Raw genomic sequence first — 17,976 nt, forward strand, 5'->3', positions numbered from 1 at the left:
GTGCGGGTGGAACGGGGGTGGGGTGCCGGGACGGAGACCGGAGCGGGGTCAGAAGGGGTAGTCGGGTATCTCGCCGCGGACGGTGACCCACTGCTGTTCGGTGAAGGCTTCGAGGTTGGCGACACTCCCTCCGTGCCGGGAGCCGTTGCCGGACTCGCCGACACCGCCGAACGGGACGGTCGCCTCGTCGTTCACGGTCTGGTCGTTGATGTGGACGAGCCCGGTGGGGATACGGTCGGCCAGCGCCAGACCCTTGGCCACGTCCCGGGTCAGGATGCCCAGCGACAGTCCGTACTCGGTGTCGGTGGCCAGCCGGACGGCTTCGTCGAGGTCCTGGAAGGGCACGACCGGGGCGACCGGACCGAAGATCTCCTCCGTGTAGGCACGGGCTTCCAGCGGTACGTCGGCAAGGACCGTCGGTCGGTAGAACAAGCCCTCGTAAGTGCCGCCGGCCGCCAGCCGCGCACCGGACGCCACGCTGTCGGTGACGATGGCGTGGGCCGCCTGCAGTTGCCGGTCGTCGATCATCGGGCCCAACGCGACCTGCCCGGTGGCCGGGTCCCCGACCGGGGCGGCGTTCGCGTGCTGGGCCAGCAGGTCGGCGTACTCCCCGGCGATCGAGGCGTGCACCAGGTGGCGGCTGGAGGCCATGCACACCTGCCCGGCGTGGTGGAACGAGCCGAACGCGCCGGCCGAGACGGCCTTCTCCAGGTCCGCGTCGTCGAGGACGATCAGCGCCGAGTTGCCGCCGAGCTCCAGGTGCACGCGCTTCAACCGCTGTGCCGCCGCGGTGGCGATCGCCTTTCCGGCCCGTGTGGAGCCGGTGAACGCGATGACGGGCACGCGCGAGTGGTCCACCAGCGCGGCACCGACGTCGGCGCCGCCGGGCAGCATGTGCAGCACGCCGGCGGGCAGGCCTGCCTCTTCGAAGACGCGGGCTATGGCGACGCCGCCGCAGATGGCGGTGCGCGGGTCGGGCTTGAGGACGACGGCGTTGCCCAGCGCCAGGGCGGGGGCGACGGCGCGCATGGCCAGCACCATCGGCGCGTTGAACGGGGAGATCACGCCGACCACGCCCACCGGGCGTCGCCGCGACAACGACAGCCGGTCCTCGATGGACCGCAGTACCTCTCCGTACGGAGCGGCCGCCAGCGCCGCGGCCTCGTAGCACTCCTCGGCCGCTCCGTTGGAGGTCTGGAAGTCGGCGAACGGCCTCAGGGCACCGGACTCCCGCACGATCCATTCCGCGATCTCGGCGTGGTGCTCCTCGAACAGGCGCGCCGCCCGCCGCAGCACCTGGGCGCGCTCGATGTAGGGCCGCGCCGCCCACTCGCGCTGAGCCTGCACGGCACGCTCCACCGCGCGCTCCAGGTCGTAGGGCGTGGCGGCGGCGACTCGGCCCAGTGTCTTGCCGGTCGCCGGCTCGGTGGAGTCGTACGACTCCCCGGTCGCCTTGGTCCACTCTCCCGAGAAGATCCGCTCCTGCCAGACGTCGGCATCCAGAAAAGTCATGAGGTCCCCTTCTCCGCAGGACGCTTGCCGGCGTCCTGTATTTCCGAACAGATGAGTCAACTTCTAGGACACTCCCGCTCGCGGGGGAAGTGTCGAGGCTCAGGTTGACTTGAACTGTACGGTACAGTTTAGTTGCTCGTATGGCTACATCACTCGAGCAACAGCCACGCATCAACAAGCTTCTGGTCGGCCGGTTCCTCACCGATGTCTTCGGCGCGAGAAACTCCGACGCGATCACCGACTACGTCGCCCCGGACCTGGTGCAGCACGGTGCCGACGCCCCTGACGGAGCGCAGGCGTTCGCCGAGCTCCTACGTCGCGAGTTCGACCACGGACCGACGGCGGACCAGGGTGTGGCCGATGCCTCCGAGTTGCGGGACCCGGTGTTCGTCATCGGGGAGAACGACCTGGTCTGTGTCTGCCACTACCTGCCGCAACCGGACCCGGACGCCCCCGGCACCACCTTCGACCACTACGCGTTCACCACCTACCGGATCCGCGACGGCCGGATCACCGAGCGGTGGCCGTCCTTCAACAAGATCGCCCCACCACGGCCCCCCGCACCGGGGACGCCGACGCGAACGACCACCGTGTCGTCATCCCCGTCGACGGACATCGAGGCCAACAAGCGCCTGGTCGTGGACTTCTACCGCTGCGTCTTCGACGCTCAGAACCCTGATGCGGTCAAGGAGTTCGTCGCCGCCGACTACCTCCAGCACGTGTCCCACTACCCGCCCGGCCGGGCGGGACTGGAGGAGTTCGTGCGCACCCGATTCCCGAACGGCCCCCTCCCGCCGCCCGCCGAGCCCCTCATCCCGCCGGCGCTGATCGTCGCCGAGGGCGACATCGTCGTCATCGCCGCACTGCTTCCCCAGGCCGAACCCGGCGGAAGCGGCGCGCTCTACCCGTACTACATGTACGACGCCTACCGCGTGCGCGGGCAACAGCTCGTCGAGCACTGGAGCGGCCTCAACAAGTCCGCCCCGCCCATGCCTCCCGGCCCTCCGCCGGCCGGCCGGCCCTGACCGGTCGTCGGCTCCCTCGGCCTGTTCGCACTCGAACAAGGACATCCTCAGAAAGGCTCAACCATGCCGAAGTTGCACGTTGTTGTCGGAAGCACCCGTCCCGGCCGGCTGGGACTGCCCGTCGGGCAGTGGGCGGCCCAGACGGCGAAGGAGCACGGGGGCTTCGACGTCGAACTCGTCGACCTCGCCGAGATCGGCCTGCCGCTCCTCGACGAACCCGGTCATCCGCGTGCGGGTCTGTACGCCCACGAGCACACGCGCAGGTGGAGCGCGACGGTGGACGAGGCGGACGCTTTCGTGTTCGTCACGCCCGAATACAACTCCGGCCCTCCTGCCGCGCTGTTGAACGCCCTTTCCTTCCTGTACGCGGAATGGCTCTACAAGCCCGTCGGCTTCGTCAGTTACGGGGGCGTCGCGGGCGGCCTGCGCTCCGTGCAGGTGCTCAAGCAGGTCGCGACGGCGCTCAAGATGATGCCGATTCCCGAGTCCGTGGCCATACCGTTCGTCTTCAAGCACCTGGGTGAGGGGGGTTTCCGGGCCGATGAACAGATGGAGGCCGCGGCCACGATGATGCTCGACGAACTGCTGCGCTGGAGCGAGTCGCTGCGGCCTCTGCGACTGAACCCGCCGCCGGCCCCCGCCGGGCCGCCGGCGCCGGGAGTTCCTGCGTCGCGTGTCTAGTGCTGTGACCGAATAGGTTGTTCGCCGGGCCGGGGTCGCTCGTCGAGTGATCCTGGGCCCGGCCGGACTCAGCGTTTGGTCACGAAGACGTGCGCGGCAGTCTGCATGGAGAGCTCGGCGGGTTCCCCGCCGTTGCCGACCAGTACGCCGCCGGGCGATGACCTCACGTTCACCACCGCGCCGGGCCGCACCCCGGCCCGCCGCAGGGTGTACATCAGTTGGGGATCGGTCTGGATCAACTCCCTTATGCGCCGTACGACCGCCCTCGCGCCGTTCGGCCCTGGCTCGAGGTCGCTGAGTCCGACCATGCTTTCGTCCGGGAACGGATCCGCGGGTCCCTTCTCGCCGAGTTCCTCCAGCCCCGGGATCGGGTTGCCGTACGGCGACTCGGTGGGGTGGTCGAGCAGGTGGAACACGCGTCGCTCCACGGCCTCGCTCATCACGTGCTCCCAGCGGCAGGCTTCGGTGTGCACCTGCTCCCACTCCAGGCCGACCACCTCGACGAGCAGGCACTCCGCGAGACGGTGCTTGCGCATCACGCGCGTGGCGAGCCGGCGGCCTTCCGGCGTCAACTCCAGGTGCCGGTCGAGCGCGACGTGCAGCAGACCATCGCGCTCCATCCGGGCCACGGTCTGGCTGACGGTAGGGCCGCTCTGGTTCAGACGTTCGGCGATGCGTACGCGCAGGGGGACCGCGCCTTCCTCCTCGAGCTCCAAGGTGGTGCGGAGATACGTCTCTGTGGTGTCGATGAGTCGGGACACGTTGACCGTCAGGCGAGGGTCTCGGCGGTGGCGGTCAGGACCGCGCGGCCGAGGATGTGTCCGGTCATGGTGAAGCCGAGGACGGCAGGGGTGGCGTCGGCCGGGACGCCGATGGACTCGACGCCGAGGGCGTGCACCACGACGAAGTAGCGGTGCGGGCCGTGCCCGGCCGGCGGGGCGGCGCCTATGAATCGGGCGGCTCGGGTGTCGCCCGGCAGCTGAAAGGCGCCCTGGGGCAGGCCCGAGCCGGTGTCGTCGCCGACGCCCTCGGGGAGCTCGGTGACGGTGGCGGGGATGTCGGCGACCGCCCAGTGCCAGAACCCGGACCCCGTGGGGGCATCTGGGTCGTAGACGGTGACGGCGTAGCTCTTGGTGCCTTCCGGGGCGCCGCTCCAGGACAGGTGCGGCGAGACGTCCTTCCCGCCGGGGACGCCGAAGAGGCCGGAGTACTGCTCGGGCGACCAGGCGGCGCCGTCCGTGACGGTGGTGCTCGTGACGGTGAACGAGGCCACCTCGGGGAGGCGGGCAAAGGGATCGTTGGCACTCATCGCATCGGTCCTTTCAGGGATACGGCTGGCGTTTCTCTCCAGCGCTGAATCGACGATAACACGAATAATCGATTATCTCTGAGATCGTCTATGCTGAAGGGCATGACCGAGACGGCCCACACCTCGACCTCGCCGCCGGGGAAGCAGATGCTCTCCGAGCAGGTCTACGCACACCTACGGGACGCGATCATGCGCGGAGACCACGCCCCCGGTGACGCCCTCAAGCCACAGGACCTCGCCAAGGAACAGGGCGTGAGCCTGGCCGTCGTACGCGAAGCGCTCGTACGAGTGGTCGGCGAGGGCCTCGCGGACCGGCTGCCCAACCGCGGGTTCGCCGTCCCTGTCATCTCGGACCGCCGCTGGCAGGAGATCACCGAGGCCCGCCGGACCATCGAACCGGTCCTGCTGCGCATGTCCGTGGAGCGCGGCGACGTCGACTGGGAAGCCCGCGTACGAGCCGCCCACCACCGTCTGGCCCGCACCCCCGCATACGAACCCGCAGAGGGCGAGTACTACAGCGGCGCGTGGTCCGAAGCCCATCGGGTCTTCCACCGCACCCTGCTGGAGGGGTGCGACAACCTCGTTCTGCTGGAGACATTCGACCGGATGTGGACCGCGAGTGAACTGGCTCGTCGTTGGTCGGCGCACCAGAACCCCGACCGGGACGCCATCGGCGAGCACCGCCGCCTGGAGGAGGCGGCGCTCGCCCGCGACGCCGATACCGCGGCCGAGGTACTGACCCGGCACCTGACCCAGACCGCGGCCGCACTGACCGGCCCCGCCCCACACGAGCCCTCGAAGAAAGCCTGATGTGCCTCGCCGACACCTCACTCGCGTCGGCGACTTCCACCGCCCCGATGTCAGCGATCAGGTGCGGTCGTCCGGCCGCCGACGTCTCGGCTCTGGATGGTCGCGGCCGCACGGTGCAAATCTGTGAGCACCGTCTGTACGGCTCGGCGCGCGGCACGTTCAGGGCGGTGGAGCACGTCGATACGGCGTCGGGCGTGCATGCCGCTGAGCGGTCTGAGGACCACTGCCGGGTGTGGGCGAGTGGTCCAACGGGGCATCAGGGCCAGGCCGCCTCCGGCGGCTACGACCTCGGCGACCACCGCGAATTCGTTGATGCGATGGACGATGTCGAGCCGTCGGTTCGCGGCGGTCGCGATGGCGTCGACGGTGGCCATCAGCGGGAAGCCGTCGGCGACGGTGATCCAGGGTTGATCCGCGACGTCTCGCGGGGTGAGGCGTCGCTTGGCGGCCAAGGGGTGGTCGGTCGGCAGCGCGATGTCGAGTGGTTCACGCAGCAGCGTGCTCGCGGTGACCGTGGTCGGCCAGGGCGGCGCTTGGTCGAGACGGTGGGCGAGTACGAGGTCGTAGTCCCGGGTCAGTCGCGGGAAATCTTCTTGCGCGACGTCCTGGCCGGCGAGCGAGAGCTGCGGGCGTCCAGGGCCGGCCTGGGCAAGCAGCAGTGGGAAGAATGACGCGGCCGCGCTGTGGAAAGCCGCTACCGACACAGCTGCGTCCGGCCGGTCGACGAACTCCTCAATGGTGTGCCGTGCCCTGGCCAGCGCGGTCTCCACCTCGATCGCCGCATTGGCGAGGGCTTGCCCGGCATCGGTGAGCACCAACCGCCGTCCGTCACGCTCGGTGAGGGGGACCGGGATCGAGCGTTGCAGCAGCCGTAGCTGTTGGGAGATCGCCGAGGGAGTCATCAACAGTGCCTCGGCGGTCGCGGTGACGCTTCCCAGTTCGCCGAGTTCCCGCAAGATCTGCAACTGCCGTTCGTTCATGGTCTTAATGTAGTGATGCTTCAGGGCTGTTGAAGAACCTCGCTCTTGGCTTCATGGTCGAGGCGGCGCAGCGTAGAGGCATGACCAGTGACAACAGCACCTCCAACGGCCCGGACACAGGTCCCGGCCGGGCGGGAGTGGTTCGGGCGGGCGTGGTGCAGGCCGCCCCGGTTCCGTTCGATCCGGTGGCCACGTTGCGCGTGGTGGAACGGTGGCTGTCCGAGGCGGCCGAGCGGAACCTGGATCTCGTGGTGTTCCCTGAGGCGTTCATCGGCGGGTACCCCAAGGGATCGGCGTTCGGGGCAGTGGTGGGCGACCGGACCGCTGCCGGACGAGAGGAGTTCGCCCGGTACTGGAACGGCTCCGTGGAGGTGCCCGGCCCTGTCACCGACCGCCTGGGCGACCTGGCGGCGGAGGCCCACGTACACCTGGTCATCGGCGTCGTCGAACGGGAATACGGCACGCTCTACTGCACGGTCCTGTTCTTCTCCGACACCGGAGCCCTCCTCGGGAAGCGGCGCAAGCTCATGCCTACCGGTGCCGAGCGGATGATCTGGGGGTTCGGCGACGGCTCGACCCTTGAGGTGCACCCTACGAAGCTCGGCCGGCTCGGCGCAGTGATCTGCTGGGAGAACCTGATGCCCGCGACGCGGATGGCCATGTATGCGCAGGGCGTCGAGCTGTACTGCGCGCCGACGGCGGACAGCAGGGAAAGCCACCACGCGACCATGCGCCATATCGCCATGGAAGGCAGATGCTTCGTGCTGGCGGCGAACCAGTGCCTGCGCACGAGGGACTTCCCCTCGGACCACCCCACGCCGTACGGCGACGACCCGGAGCACCTCATCTCCCGGGGTGGCAGCAGCATCATCGGTCCGCTGGGCGAGGTGTTGGCCGGGCCCGTCCTGGATCAGGAGGCCCTCCTGACCGCGGACCTCGACATGGCACTGATCCCACGCGCTCGCTACGACTTCGACCCCGTCGGCCACTACGCGCGGCCCGACATCTTCCGCCTGCAGGTGGACACCACGGACCGCCGCGCCGTACAGACCAACGACAGCCTGAGCGCGCCCCCCTCGGCCGTCCTGCCCAACACGTTCACCTCATCGCGAGCCACGCCTGCCAACGGTTCCCTTGGACACCGCCCATGAGCACACAACCCGTCGCCATCCCCTCCTTGAACGACATCGCGTCCGCGGCCGGACGGATCCGCAACGTAGTGCGCCGCACCCCCGTGATCCAGGTGGCGGCCGGGGAACTGGACGTGCCCGTCCCCGTCACTTTGAAGCTCGAATTCCTCCAGCACACCGGCTCGTTCAAGGTCCGCGGCGCATCCAACGCCCTCTCACACCTGCGTGCCGCGGAGTCCGGCCCTGCGAACGCCGGCGTCTGCTGCGCGTCGGGAGGCAACCACGGGGCCGCCGTGGCCTGGGCGGCGCGCCGAGCGGGCCTGCCCGCCACCGTGTTCGTGCCCGACTTCTCACCCAAGGCCAAGACCGACGTCATCGAATCTCTCGGCGCACGCCTGCGCCGCGTCGACGGCTTCTACGCCGACGCACTCGCGGCCAGCCAGGACCATGCCCGGCACGAGGGCGCCTTCCACATCGACGCCTACGACGATCCGCAGACGGTGGCCGGGCAAGGCACGCTCGGCCTGGAACTCGCCGAGCAGATACCCGAGGGGCAGCCTGTCCTCGTCGGGTGCGGTGGAGGAGGCCTGTACGCAGGGGTCGCCCTGGCGCTGGACGGACGCAACCACGTGACCGCGGCCGAACCGTCCTCGGCGCCTTCGCTCACGGCGGCGCTGGAGGCAGGGAAACCAGTGGACGTGGAAGTCGGCGGGATCGCCCTGGACAGCTTGGGCGCCCGCCGGGCGGGCCGCATAGCCACGGCCGTCGGCCTCGCGCTCGGCATGAAGACCCTCACCGTCGCCGACGAGGCTGTCGCCGCTGCCCGCTCACTCCTGTGGCAGCGGCTGCGCATCATGGCCGAACCCGGCGGAGCCACCGCTCTCGCCGCGCTGCTCGCCCACCCCGAACGCTTTCCGGACGGGGCCACCGTCGTCGTCTCAGGGGCCAACACAGCACCCTGGTCGGATCTTGACGGCTGAAGGGCCGCTGCCGGGCCGAGGGAATGCGAGGCCCGGGAGGGCACGCGCAGCGCGTGCCCTCCCGGGATCTCCTGTGCCGGCGACCGTCACAAGTTGGCCGTGCGGTCACCGGCGTGACGGGGTTCCGGCTCGTCGGCGTCCGGGCTCTTGGCGGGGCTCGGATAACGCGGCAGGAAGAGCGACAGGGCAAGGACGATCAGACTTCCGGCGGTGAGCGCGATGAGCGTCACCGTGTAGCCGCCCGTGCTGTCCGCGGCTCCCTGTGCCAGTACGGGGAAGAGTCCGATGCCGACCAGACTGACGATGCCCAGGGTGATGCCCTGGATCTGGGCGAAGGCCCGCATACCGAAGTAGCACCCGACGAGGAACGGTCCGGTGGTGGACTCCGCGCCGGTCACGACACCGAGCAGGGCCATGGTGAGGAAGAGGGCCCACATGTCGCCCGTGGCGGCGAAGACCATGACCGTGCCGAGTACCAGGCACACCATGAACGGTACGAAGGCACGAGGTGTGCGCGACCGGTCGAGGACCACGCCCGCGAGGATCTGCCCGGCGAGGGAGGCCACCAGCATGACCGACACCGACAGGGACACCTCCGTAGGGGAGTAGCCCCGCCCGCCGAAGAGCGACACGGCGTTCAGACGCACACTCATCGCCACGCCTGCCGCCACGGTCAGGACCAGCACCATGTACCACCAGGCCCGGCTCTTGAGCGCCCGGCCCAGGGGGAAGCCCGGCAGTTCCTTGTGTACGGGCAGGCCCTTTCCCTGCGATGGAGCGACGTTCTTACGGTCCAGCGGTGCCGACGTGGGTTCGTACATCAGGAAGTACTGGGCCGGGAAGGCGATCAGCAGGATGGCTCCGCCGATCAGCAGGTAGGTCGTCCGCCACCCGAGATGGTCGATGGAGAGTTGGCTCAGAGGTGACAGTGCGGCACCGGCGAGGCTGGAGGTCGCGCCTATGAGGATGGAGTAGCCCAGTCCTCGGTGGTGGGGGAACCACTCCGAGACGACCTTGTACACCACGCCGAGGATGGAGGTGTAGCCCAGGGCCGTGCTCACCAGCAGGAGCCCCGTCAGTACGACGCCGTTCGCGCCCACGAGTGCCACCGCGGCCGTCGCGATCGCGTAGAGGGCGGTGCCCGGAACGGCGACGGCCCGGGCGCCCCAGCGGTCGACCAGTCGGCCGGCCAGGGGGAGAACGAAGGGGGCGGCAACGGTGGGGATGTTGAAGATGCTCAACGTTTCCGAGGGAGACCAGTTGAAGTCCCTTGCGACCGGGGCGATGAGGAACGTGACGGTCGTGACCAGGGCTGGGGGACTCAGCACCATGGCGAGCACGCAGGCGATCGCTGCTTTCCACGCCGGTGCGGGGTAGCCGCGCAATGCGGACAAGGACTCCCGCAGGGGGACGGGGGAAGGGGCACCCGGCTGACCGGGCAGAGCGAATTCGGGGTTGGGCGGGGATGGGGACATCATCGTCCTTCCTCAAGCAAGGAGATGGCGGCCGCCGGCTGAGCGGGCGGGGCGGTCTCGTGCTGCCAGTGGCTCGCTGAGGCGCCGAGTGCTGAGGGGCACTCCGATTGATGAACTGTACGGTTCAGTCCAGTTCATCGGTCAAGAGGCTTGCATGAGGTGATTTGCCATCGCTGGCCCGTGGGGGAGTGCGGAGGTCGGAGTGTGGGGTGGTCGGGTACTCGCCGGAGGTGCTCAAGGACGCCGTGGCGCGGAGGGGTTCGCCCGCCACGCCACGGCGCAGGTCAGGAGGTCGCCCGCGACAGTCGGGGGAAGACCTGGCTCATCGCGGAGTCGGGGGCGTTCGGAAGGTCGCCGGCGCGCAGGCCCCGCAGGAAGACGGCGGTCGTCCATCGGGCGTACGCCTCGAAGTGGGCCGGGTTGCGGTCTGCCTCCGGATCCAGCAGCGCGTCCATCTGGGGTCCCGCCGCCGTCATGCGTACGAACAGTCCTGCGTACGCCTCCGGGTCGGGCAGGGTGTAGCCGCGCTGCCGTGCGTCATCGCGCAGAGCCACGGCCACCAGGTCGACCACATGGGGCACGCCGAGGGACCGAATCGCCTCCGTCAGCTCTGGGCGGCGGCCCGCTTCGACGGTCAGGACGCGAATGAAGGCCAGATAGGTCGGGGCGGTCGTGGCCTGGAGGAGCTTCAGGACGATGCGTGCCAGCCTCTCCTGCGGATCGTCGACGGAGGCGAGCATCGTCTGGTCCAGGTCGAAGTCGAGAGAGGCTCCTCCGCGGGCGATCACCGCACGGAACAGCTCCAGCTTGTCGCCGAAGTGGGCGTAGACGGTCGTCTTCGAGACGCCGGCCTTCGCCGCCACGGCGTCCATCGAGGTTTGATCGAAACCGAGTTCGAGGAACAGCTCGACGGCCGCGTCGAGAATGGGTGCCCGCTTGCTTCGCCCGCTCGAGCCTGCGCGCTGGGGGTGCTCCCGCTCAGCCATCTCACTCCTCGCTGAATCCCGGCCCTGGTGGGAACCGGTACGCATCTCATCACTTGACCTTTCACTGAACCCTACCGTACGGTTCAACTGAACTGAACGGTGCAGTTCAGTCTGAAAGGAAGGCACTCCATGAGCAAGCCACCCTCTCCAACCCCTTCCGGAGCCGACGTCGCCGCGTCGACCGAGCGGCGCTCCTCTCCCCGCCTCAGTGACCGCGGGCGGCAGATCCGGGACCGGACGCGCGCCCTCACCTCTCTGTTGCGGGAGGAAGCGCAGGAAGGAGAGCAGCTCGGCGCCCTGCCTCCTGAGACGCTCAGAGCGATACACGAAGCGGGTGTCTTCAAGATCGCCCTTCCTGGCGAACTGGGTGGCTTCGCCCTCGGGGCGCGAGACACCGTGGAGATCATCACGGCGCTGGGCGAAGGCGATGGATCCGCCGCCTGGACGGTCTTCGTGGCCGGCGGCATCCGCAATGTCCTCGGCTTCCCCCAGCAGACCGTCGACGAGGTCTTCAAGGAGATCGACACCTGGATAGGGCCGCTGGTCGTCGGTGCATCCGTGTTCTCCACGAGCGTGGGATCGGCACGTCGTGCGGACGGCGGTTGGCTGGTCTCCGGGAAGTGGGCGTTCGGCAGCGGGTGCAAGCACGCGGCCTGGGCGGCCGTGGGCGTGACCTACGAGGACGCGGAAGGCCGCCCGCGCCGGGGGATGGCGCTGCTGAGCCGCGAGCAGTACACGATCCTGGACGACTGGAAGGTCATGGGCCTGAAGGCCACCTCCAGCAACAGCATCACCGCCGAGGAGGCGGCGTTCGTCCCCGACCACCGCTTCGTCGACCTGGCCGACTTCCCCGCGGTCATGGACAGCGTGCGGGAGCGCTACGCCGGCCTCGGGTTCCGCAACGACACGCGCGCGCTCATGTTGATCACCTGCCTCAGCAACGTGGCCGTCGCGCTCGGCATGGCCCGCGGCACCCTGGACTGCTTCGTCGAGCAGGCGAAGGTCCGCAAACCGTTCAACCTGCCCTACCCCACCGTGGCGGACATGCCGTCGACCCAGGTGGCGGCCGGCACGGCCCGGGCGATGATCAACGCCGCGGAGGCGACCATCCTCGGCCACGCCGACGAGGTGGACCGCCGCGCCCTGGCCGGGATCGAGTTCACGGGCGCCGAGGAGTCCGAGATCACCATGGACCTCGTCTACGCCGTGCGGCTGTGCGCGGACGCCATCGACAAGCTCCAACTGGCCATCGGTTCCTCCACGGTGAGCCTCAAGAACCCGATCCAGCGCTTCGCGAGGGACGTGCGCGTGCTGGCCACTCACGGCGCGATCCGCTTCGACCCGTTGGCCGAGCTCAGCGGCCGCCAACTCCTTGGACTCGCACCGTTTCCGATGTTCGCAGGCGGCGTGCCCCAAGTGGGCTGAGCCGACCGCCCCACAGGAAGAAAGAACGTGATGACCATGTCGATCAATGAGCCCAGGTCCCATGAGCCCACGGGGGTGGGCTTCGGTCTCGAGCCGCAGCCCACCCCCGTGGCACCGACGGACGCGCAGGCCCTGCGAGAAGCGTTCGGCCGTTTCCCGAGCGGGGTGATCGCGGTGTGCGGAATGGTGGACGACCGCCCTGTCGGAATGGCGGTCAGCTCCTTCACCTCCGTATCGCTGGCCCCGCCCCTCGTCTCGGTCTGCATGCAGACCTCGTCGCGCACCTGGCCCAAGCTCAGGCAACTGCCCTGGCTGGGCCTGAGTGTCCTGGGCGAGCAGCAGGGTGAGGTGTGCCGCGCGCTGGCAGGAGCGGAGGAGACCCGCTTCGCCGACGTGCACTGGGAGACGACCGGAGAAGGAGCGGTGGTCCTTCCCGGGGCGGTCACCTGGTACACCTGCACGCTCCGCGCCGAACTCCCGGCGGGCGACCACACCATCGCCCTGCTGGAGATAGATCGCCTGTGGACGCTGCCGTCGGCCGAGCCCCTGGTCTTCCACGGAAGTCGCTTCCGGCGGCTCGACGACAGCGACAGGTCGGCCGTCGCCGCCTGAGCGGGGCGGCTGCCAACTCACCCACCCCTACTGATGAGTTCGTTGTTCTCGCTGAATCTCAATGAGGAGATCCGATGTCCAAGCACATCGCCCCGGAGGTCAGGGCCGTCGAGTCGCCGTGGTTGACCGACGCCGGACGTGAGCTGCGCGGCTGGGTCCGGGACCTCGTCCCTCTCATCCGGTCGCAGGCGCGCGAGGGGGAGCGGATCGGGGCGTTGACCCCCGACGTGCTTCAGGCGCTGGACGAGGTGGGCGTCTACCGCATGACGATGCCCGTCGAGTGGGGCGGCAGCGCGTTGGGCGCCCGCGACATCGTCGAGGTCGTCGCGGCCTTGGGTGAAGCAGACGGCTCGGCCGCCTGGAGTGCCTTCGTCGGCGTCGGACTGCGCAACTTCCTCGCCCTGCAACCGCAGGTGGTCGAGGAGATCCGCAAGGACATCGAGGGCTGGGTGGGGCCGGCACTCGTCGGCGCCTCCGTGTTCGCGACCACGGTCGGCAACGCCCGTAAGGTCGACGGCGGTTGGCTGGTCAACGGTCGCTGGGCCTTCGGCAGCGGCTGCAAGCATGCCCGCTGGGCGCTGGTGGGAGTCGCCTTCGACCCCGCGGAAGCCGGCGGCACCGGTCGCGGTGTCGTGGTGCTGGAGCGGGAGCAGTTCGAGATCCTCGACGACTGGCACGTCATGGGGCTCTCCGGAACGTCCAGCAACAGCCTGCGAGTCACCGAGGACATCTTCGTCCCCGATTACCGCTTCCTCGACCTCGCCGAGTTCCCGCCGAGGCTCGACCGGATCCGACACCACTACAGCGGCGCCGCCTTCCGGCAGAGCGGCCGGGCGCTCCTGATGACGGTGGCGCTCAGCAGCACCGCGATCACGCTGGGCATGGCGCGCGGCGCGCTGTCCTGTTTCACCGAACAGGCCATCAGGCGCAAGCCGTTCACCCTGCCCTACCCGAGCGTCGCCGAGATGGCTTCGGCACAGGTGGCCGTCGGGCGCGCGCAGGCGATGATCGTCCTGGCCGGCTCGACGATCGAACGCTACGCGGACCAGGTCGACGCTCGTACCGACGCCGGTCTCGAATTCGGCGACGACGAGGAGTCGGAGATCAGCCTCGCGCTCGCGTACGCGGCGAACCTGTGCGAGGACGCCATCAATCTGCTGCAGAAGACGCTCGGTTCCTCGACCGTCTCGCTGTCGAATCCGATCCAGCGATTCGTACGCGACGCACGCGTGGTCACCTCGCACGGGGCGATCCGCGTCGATCCGCTCGCCGAGCAGAACGGCCGACGCATCCTCGGACTCAAGCCGTTCCCCATGGTCGGCGCCGCGGTGCCGCAGCGCGGCGCCGACGCCCCGCCCTCCCCACTGGGTTGAGCCGACGCCTCCGGGCGACCTCGCACTCCGCTTGCCCGTCCTGTCCATCTTCATGTCTACAGAATGCACTGAACTGTTCAGTGCACGTAAGAGAAATCATGGTGCTTCGATGACTGCAACCCCCCACCGCCGCCCGCTTTTGACGGCCAACTGCCGCCGATGCCACCCCCGGTGCCCGCCTCACCCGTGGTCTCCCCGTGGATCTCCGACGAGGGCCGCCGGATCCGCGACAGCGTGCGCGGGCTCATCCCGCTGATCCGCTCTCAGGCCCGCGAGGGAGAGAAGATCGCGGCGCTCACCCCCGAGGTGCTCGAAGCGATCAATGACGCCGGTGTCTTTCGCATGTCCATGCCTGTCGAGTGGGGCGGGTACGGGCTCGGCGCACGGGACCTGGTCGAGGTGATCGCCGCGCTCAGCGAGGGTGACGGTTCGGCGGGGTGGGCCGGGTTCGTCGGCGTGGGCGTGAAGAACGTGCTCGCGATGGATGCACAAGTGGTCGACGAGGTGCGCGCCGAGACGGCGGACTGGGTCGGGCCGGCCATCGTGGGCGCCTCCGTGTTCGCGACCAAGGTCGGCGCTGCCCGGGCCGTCGACGGCGGATGGATGGTGCAGGGCAAGTGGGCGTTCGGCAGCTGCTGCAAGCACGCGAGCTGGGCGCTGGTCGGCATCGAGTACGACCCCGCCGGCGGGGGCAGCGGACGCGGCATGGTCGCGCTCCGCCGGGAGCAGTACGAGATCCTCGACGACTGGGACGTCATGGGTCTGTCGGGATCGTCCAGCAACAGCCTGCGCGTGCAGGACGAGGTGTTCGTCCCGGCGCACCGCTTCATCGACCTCGGTGAATTCCCGCTGCGGCTGCAGCAGTTGCACGACCGCTACACGGGCTTCGGCTACGGGCAGCGCGGTCTGGCGCTGCTGCTCTGCGCGACGCTCGCGAACCTCGCGATCACCCTGGGCATGGCCCGGGGCGCGCTCGACTGCTTCACCGAGCAGGCGAACAAGCGCAAGCCGTTCACCCTGCCCTACCCCACGATCGGCGACATGGCGTCCGCCCAGGTCGCGGCGGGCAAGGCACTCGCGATGATCAACGTCGCCGCCGCGACGATCGAGGGCGCGGCCGACCAGATCGACGCGCGGACCGCGGAGGGACTCGACTTCACCCCGCCGGAGGAGTCCGAGATGAGCCTCTCCATCGCCTACGCGGCGAACCTGTGCGAGGACGCGATCAACCTCCTCCAGAAGACGATCGGCTCGTCCACGGTGAGCCTGTCCAACCCGATCCAGCGGTTCGTCCGCGACGCCCGCGTGCTCACCTCGCACGGCGCGATCCGCATCGACCCGCTGGCGGAGCAGAACGGACGCCGCCTCCTGGGCCTGGCCCCCTTCGCCATGATCGGCGGCGCCGTCCCCGAGCGCCGCGCCTCGACAGACCCGTCCCGAGACAAGGAGCCCATCCGCGCATGAACGACTTCAGCATCATCGACGGCATCGCCCACATCAACGACCCCGCGCTGTACGACACCTGGCTCGACCGCGAGGACTACAAGGCGGCCGTCGCCCAGGCCGACACCCCCGAACGGACCGCCGTCAAGCGTCTGTTGGTCGACTTCGAGGCGGACCTCGCGCGCATGGTGCGCGACGGCACCGTGCAGGAGAACGTCGAAGACGTGATGAAGCGTTACATCGTCGAGGACTACGTCCAGCACGACCCGAACGCCCCCGGCAACGGCCGGGACAACATCATCGAGCACTTCCGCCACGTCCCGACCGGACACGGCACTCCGCCGCCGGTGGTCAGCGTGGTCCTGGACGGCGAACTGGCCTGCGTGATGATGAAACAGCCGACGCCGGACCCGGAGAGCCCCGGGAAGACCTACGACTGGTACATCGTCACGGTGTTCCGCGTACGCGACGGCAAGCTCGCCGAGCACTGGAGTGCCTTCCGCAAGATGGCCGCGCCGCTGCCGGGGACCTGAGGAGCGCGCTCGGTCCGGTCGCCGACCGTCGCCGCAGCCCCCGCTGTCGCTCTCGAAGACCCCTCCTCCACCCGTCTTGGACGCAGCCGGGCCGAGGTGCTCCTGTCCCGCACCGCGATCAGCCGCCACCCGTGCGCAGCGATGAACGCGTCGGCGATGCCCAAGGATGAAGAAAGAGAACTGAGATGACCATGACGTTGCCCAAAGTGAGCAGGTTCCCCGAGTCGCCTCATATCAGCGAGGAGGGACGGCACATGCGCGACGCGGTGCGCGCTGCGGCTCCCGGCCTCGCCGAACGTGCCCGCGAGGGCGAGTTGCTGGGCACGCTCGCACCCGAGACGGTCTCGGTGCTGCACGAGATCGGCGTCTTCCGCATCACCATCCCGGTGGAGTTGGGCGGGTTCGCACTCGGTGCTCGCGACACCACGGAGGTCGTGCGCGAACTCGGACGCGTCGACGGGTCGGCCGGCTGGACGGTGATCGTCTCCAGCGCGTCCCGTAGCGCGCTCGCACTCGACGACCGTGTGAAGGACGAGGTCTTCGCCGACATCGACACCTGGCAGGGACCACTCCTGTTCGGTGCCACCGTCTTCGCCCCCAAGGTCGGCGACGGTCGCAAGGTCGAGGGCGGCTGGATGGTGAAGGGCAAGTGGGCGTTCGGCAGCGGCTGCAAGATCGCGAAGTGGGGCTCGGTCGGGTTCGAGTACGACGACCCCAAGACCGGAGAACGGCGTCGTGCGATGGGTCTGCTCTCGCAGGACCAGTACACGGTCGTCGACGACTGGCAGGTCATGGGCATGAGCGCCACGTCGAGCAACAGTGTGCGCGCCGACGAGGAGGTGTTCGTCCCCGAGTACCGGGTCATCCACACCATGGACATGCCCGCCCGCATGGACGCCCTGCGCGGCAAGTACCAGGGGCTCGGATTCATGCACTCCGCGACCGGAACCATGGTCGCCACCACGACGGCCTTCGCGGCGCTCGCCCTCGGCATGACCGAGGGCGCTCTCCGCGCCTTCGTCGAACAGGCCGCCAAGCGGCCGCCGTTCAACCTGCCGTATCCGACGATGGCCGACATGGCCTCGACGCAGGTCGTGGCCGGCAAGGCGAGGGCCGTCATCAACACGGCCGCGGCGGTCATCGAGCGGCAGGCGGACGAGATCGACCGGCGCGCCCTGGCGGGTGAGGACTTCCACCCGTGGGACGAACCGGAGATCACGATGGACCTCGTCCATCAGATCCACGCCTGTCTCCAGGTGATCGACGGGCTGCAGCTGGCACTCGGTTCCTCGACCGTCGGCCTGTCCAACCCGATCCAGCGTTTCGTCCGGGACGTGCATGTGCTGGCGACCCACGGCGCGTTCCGGATCGACCCGATGGCGGAGATCAACGGTCGGGACATCTTCGGACTGGAGCCGCTCCCGGTGATAGCCGCCCTGGGCTCGCCCCCTCCCGGAAAGCTGCCTCCGCACGCGGCCAACGGCAGTGTCCCGGGCCCGGTGCCGCGCCCGGCGTGAACCGAGCGGCGGTGTCACCGCCGGTCCCGTCGTCGGAGCCGATCGTGCACCGGGACCGGTGCACGGCCGAACCCGACAGGCCGACGTCGAACAGCAGTTGACGTCGGCCCCTCCGACCGCCGGAGCAGCTCCCGCAGCGGATCGGAAGCAACGCGTTCCACCGCTTCACACCCTCGGTCCCTGAC

The 17,976-nt window shown here is 69.2% G+C and carries 17 protein-coding genes; 11 read left to right on the forward strand and 6 right to left on the reverse strand.

Features of this window, described 5'->3' with window-relative positions; translation table 11 throughout:
• Positions 1-48 precede the first annotated feature (48 nt).
• Positions 49-1,512, reverse strand: a complete 1,464-nt coding sequence (locus tag ACWD5F_RS40890; protein ID WP_451261276.1) for a benzaldehyde dehydrogenase — start codon at positions 1,510-1,512, stop codon at positions 49-51.
• 140 nt (positions 1,513-1,652) lie between these two features.
• On the opposite strand from ACWD5F_RS40890, the gene ACWD5F_RS40895 reads away from it, so the two are divergent.
• Both ACWD5F_RS40895 and ACWD5F_RS40900 read left to right on the forward strand, forming a co-directional pair.
• Positions 1,653-2,537 (forward strand): nuclear transport factor 2 family protein, encoded by an 885-nt coding sequence (locus ACWD5F_RS40895; RefSeq protein ID WP_451261277.1) that lies wholly within the window; start codon positions 1,653-1,655, stop codon positions 2,535-2,537.
• 63 nt (positions 2,538-2,600) lie between these two features.
• Positions 2,601-3,218: an NADPH-dependent FMN reductase gene (locus ACWD5F_RS40900; protein WP_451261278.1), complete on the forward strand. Its 618-nt coding sequence runs from the start codon at positions 2,601-2,603 to the stop codon at positions 3,216-3,218.
• Between the two features lie 68 nt (positions 3,219-3,286).
• Here the strand turns inward: ACWD5F_RS40900 and ACWD5F_RS40905 are convergent, their stop codons facing one another.
• A complete protein-coding gene (locus ACWD5F_RS40905; RefSeq protein ID WP_451261279.1) occupies positions 3,287-3,979 on the reverse strand; it encodes a metal-dependent transcriptional regulator in 693 nt (230 codons plus the stop codon).
• An 8-nt stretch (positions 3,980-3,987) separates the two neighbouring features.
• Positions 3,988-4,527 (reverse strand): YbhB/YbcL family Raf kinase inhibitor-like protein, encoded by a 540-nt coding sequence (locus ACWD5F_RS40910; RefSeq protein WP_451261280.1) that lies wholly within the window; start codon positions 4,525-4,527, stop codon positions 3,988-3,990.
• Between the two features lie 102 nt (positions 4,528-4,629).
• Here ACWD5F_RS40910 and ACWD5F_RS40915 point away from each other — a divergent pair, with 102 nt between their 5' ends.
• Positions 4,630-5,337, forward strand: coding sequence for a GntR family transcriptional regulator (locus ACWD5F_RS40915; protein ID WP_451261281.1), 708 nt, complete (start codon positions 4,630-4,632; stop codon positions 5,335-5,337).
• Between the two features lie 50 nt (positions 5,338-5,387).
• Here the strand turns inward: ACWD5F_RS40915 and ACWD5F_RS40920 are convergent, their stop codons facing one another.
• Positions 5,388-6,317, reverse strand: coding sequence for a LysR family transcriptional regulator (locus tag ACWD5F_RS40920; RefSeq protein ID WP_451261282.1), 930 nt, complete (start codon positions 6,315-6,317; stop codon positions 5,388-5,390).
• Positions 6,318-6,397: 80 nt separating this feature from the next.
• On the opposite strand from ACWD5F_RS40920, the gene ACWD5F_RS40925 reads away from it, so the two are divergent.
• Positions 6,398-7,468 (forward strand): carbon-nitrogen hydrolase family protein, encoded by a 1,071-nt coding sequence (locus tag ACWD5F_RS40925; RefSeq protein ID WP_451261283.1) that lies wholly within the window; start codon positions 6,398-6,400, stop codon positions 7,466-7,468.
• A complete protein-coding gene (locus ACWD5F_RS40930) occupies positions 7,465-8,427 on the forward strand; it encodes a serine/threonine dehydratase (RefSeq protein ID WP_451261284.1) in 963 nt (320 codons plus the stop codon). Before ACWD5F_RS40925 ends, ACWD5F_RS40930 begins: the two co-directional genes overlap by 4 nt.
• Positions 8,428-8,513: 86 nt before the next feature.
• Here ACWD5F_RS40930 and ACWD5F_RS40935 read toward each other — a convergent pair whose 3' ends face one another.
• Together ACWD5F_RS40935 and ACWD5F_RS40940 are read right to left on the reverse strand one after the other, a co-directional pair.
• Positions 8,514-9,821, reverse strand: coding sequence for an MFS transporter (locus ACWD5F_RS40935; RefSeq protein WP_451261285.1), 1,308 nt, complete (start codon positions 9,819-9,821; stop codon positions 8,514-8,516).
• A 365-nt stretch (positions 9,822-10,186) separates the two neighbouring features.
• Positions 10,187-10,888 (reverse strand): TetR/AcrR family transcriptional regulator, encoded by a 702-nt coding sequence (locus ACWD5F_RS40940; RefSeq protein WP_450353921.1) that lies wholly within the window; start codon positions 10,886-10,888, stop codon positions 10,187-10,189.
• Positions 10,889-11,017: 129 nt separating this feature from the next.
• Between ACWD5F_RS40940 and ACWD5F_RS40945 the strand changes: the two genes are divergently transcribed.
• From ACWD5F_RS40945 to ACWD5F_RS40970, 6 genes are all read left to right on the forward strand, one after another.
• On the forward strand, positions 11,018-12,313 hold the full coding sequence (locus ACWD5F_RS40945) for an acyl-CoA dehydrogenase family protein (protein WP_451261286.1): 1,296 nt from the start codon (positions 11,018-11,020) through the stop codon (positions 12,311-12,313).
• A 36-nt stretch (positions 12,314-12,349) separates the two neighbouring features.
• Positions 12,350-12,925 (forward strand): flavin reductase family protein, encoded by a 576-nt coding sequence (locus tag ACWD5F_RS40950; protein ID WP_451261287.1) that lies wholly within the window; start codon positions 12,350-12,352, stop codon positions 12,923-12,925.
• A 74-nt stretch (positions 12,926-12,999) separates the two neighbouring features.
• Positions 13,000-14,298 (forward strand): acyl-CoA dehydrogenase family protein, encoded by a 1,299-nt coding sequence (locus ACWD5F_RS40955; protein ID WP_451261288.1) that lies wholly within the window; start codon positions 13,000-13,002, stop codon positions 14,296-14,298.
• Positions 14,299-14,469: 171 nt separating this feature from the next.
• Positions 14,470-15,762 carry an acyl-CoA dehydrogenase family protein gene (locus ACWD5F_RS40960; RefSeq protein WP_451261289.1) on the forward strand — a complete coding sequence of 431 codons (1,293 nt, stop codon included), beginning with the start codon at positions 14,470-14,472 and terminating at the stop codon, positions 15,760-15,762.
• Positions 15,759-16,274: a nuclear transport factor 2 family protein gene (locus ACWD5F_RS40965; RefSeq protein WP_451261290.1), complete on the forward strand. Its 516-nt coding sequence runs from the start codon at positions 15,759-15,761 to the stop codon at positions 16,272-16,274. The genes ACWD5F_RS40960 and ACWD5F_RS40965 overlap by 4 nt, the downstream gene beginning before the upstream one ends.
• A 191-nt stretch (positions 16,275-16,465) precedes the next feature.
• Positions 16,466-17,791 carry an acyl-CoA dehydrogenase family protein gene (locus tag ACWD5F_RS40970; protein ID WP_451261408.1) on the forward strand — a complete coding sequence of 442 codons (1,326 nt, stop codon included), beginning with the start codon at positions 16,466-16,468 and terminating at the stop codon, positions 17,789-17,791.
• Positions 17,792-17,976 lie beyond the last annotated feature (185 nt).

It is taken from the genome of Streptomyces sp. NPDC002499 (assembly GCF_053595415.1).

Excerpts from the sequence above, each read along its gene's own strand:
- ACWD5F_RS40925 (WP_451261283.1), top strand. The coding sequence starts at position 6,398 with ATGACCAGTGACAACAGCACCTCCAACGGCCCGGACACAGGTCCCGGC.
- ACWD5F_RS40920 (WP_451261282.1), bottom strand. The coding sequence starts at position 6,317 with ATGAACGAACGGCAGTTGCAGATCTTGCGGGAACTCGGCGAACTGGGA.
- ACWD5F_RS40955 (WP_451261288.1), top strand. The coding sequence starts at position 13,000 with ATGTCCAAGCACATCGCCCCGGAGGTCAGGGCCGTCGAGTCGCCGTGG.
- ACWD5F_RS40900 (WP_451261278.1), top strand. The coding sequence starts at position 2,601 with ATGCCGAAGTTGCACGTTGTTGTCGGAAGCACCCGTCCCGGCCGGCTG.
- ACWD5F_RS40970 (WP_451261408.1), top strand. The coding sequence starts at position 16,466 with ATGACGTTGCCCAAAGTGAGCAGGTTCCCCGAGTCGCCTCATATCAGC.
- ACWD5F_RS40890 (WP_451261276.1), bottom strand. The coding sequence starts at position 1,512 with ATGACTTTTCTGGATGCCGACGTCTGGCAGGAGCGGATCTTCTCGGGA.
- ACWD5F_RS40910 (WP_451261280.1), bottom strand. The coding sequence starts at position 4,527 with ATGAGTGCCAACGATCCCTTTGCCCGCCTCCCCGAGGTGGCCTCGTTC.
- ACWD5F_RS40940 (WP_450353921.1), bottom strand. The coding sequence starts at position 10,888 with ATGGCTGAGCGGGAGCACCCCCAGCGCGCAGGCTCGAGCGGGCGAAGC.
- ACWD5F_RS40950 (WP_451261287.1), top strand. The coding sequence starts at position 12,350 with ATGTCGATCAATGAGCCCAGGTCCCATGAGCCCACGGGGGTGGGCTTC.
- ACWD5F_RS40945 (WP_451261286.1), top strand. The coding sequence starts at position 11,018 with ATGAGCAAGCCACCCTCTCCAACCCCTTCCGGAGCCGACGTCGCCGCG.
- ACWD5F_RS40915 (WP_451261281.1), top strand. The coding sequence starts at position 4,630 with ATGACCGAGACGGCCCACACCTCGACCTCGCCGCCGGGGAAGCAGATG.
- ACWD5F_RS40965 (WP_451261290.1), top strand. The coding sequence starts at position 15,759 with ATGAACGACTTCAGCATCATCGACGGCATCGCCCACATCAACGACCCC.
- ACWD5F_RS40930 (WP_451261284.1), top strand. The coding sequence starts at position 7,465 with ATGAGCACACAACCCGTCGCCATCCCCTCCTTGAACGACATCGCGTCC.
- ACWD5F_RS40895 (WP_451261277.1), top strand. The coding sequence starts at position 1,653 with ATGGCTACATCACTCGAGCAACAGCCACGCATCAACAAGCTTCTGGTC.